Raw genomic sequence first — 615 nt, 5'->3', positions numbered from 1 at the left:
GGGGAAAAATGTCCAAGAATATGGGGTAAAAACTATCAAGTCGGTAGAAAATAAGTATCTTTGAAGTACATTTTTAGTAGAGGTACTGGTATGCCTAGACGAAGCAGATAGGCAAAAATAAAGCCGCTGGGGATGTCGGATGTCCGTCAATTAACTCCAGCGGCTTGTATTTTGGTAACTCTCCCGTATCGGTCAGCTACCGTTTGGTCAGCAACAAAGGTAGTACTTTATTGTCGCAAATCCAAATGTTTTCCCCTTTATTTGTGCATTTACAAAACATTCACTAACTTCGCACCTATGCAGTATGGTGATAGCACACTAGCACCCTAAAGGGTACGTGTGTAAGGGGACAAGCCCCCTTAACCCCCTGTCAGCCGGCTGTCACCGGCTGTTATCGATTGTCACAAAAATGTTAACTTATGGGAGCAACAAGTATTCATGTACAAGCAGTGAAGCCGGGGAGCGAGATTCACAACTTTAGGGAAAAAGAGTTGGACTATGTTCGTCCGGAACTTAGTCATTTGAATGAAAGCTGGGTTGGAGATAGCATCTCCCAGCGGCTGGAGAGTGCGAAACAGAGATATTTCGATACGGTTGGGCAGAAGATGCAGACTA

1 pseudogene is annotated in these 615 nt (G+C 44.6%); it reads left to right on the top strand.

The features are described from left to right. Positions 1-419: 419 nt before the first annotated feature. Positions 420-615 (top strand): annotated as a pseudogene (locus IE212_RS35335) (hypothetical protein); the annotation flags it as partial.

Origin of the sequence: Streptomyces djakartensis, from assembly GCF_014651075.1 — a bacterium.
GTDB lineage: Bacteria > Actinomycetota > Actinomycetes > Streptomycetales > Streptomycetaceae > Streptomyces > Streptomyces djakartensis.
This window is presented reverse-complemented; position numbering and strand designations above follow the sequence as displayed.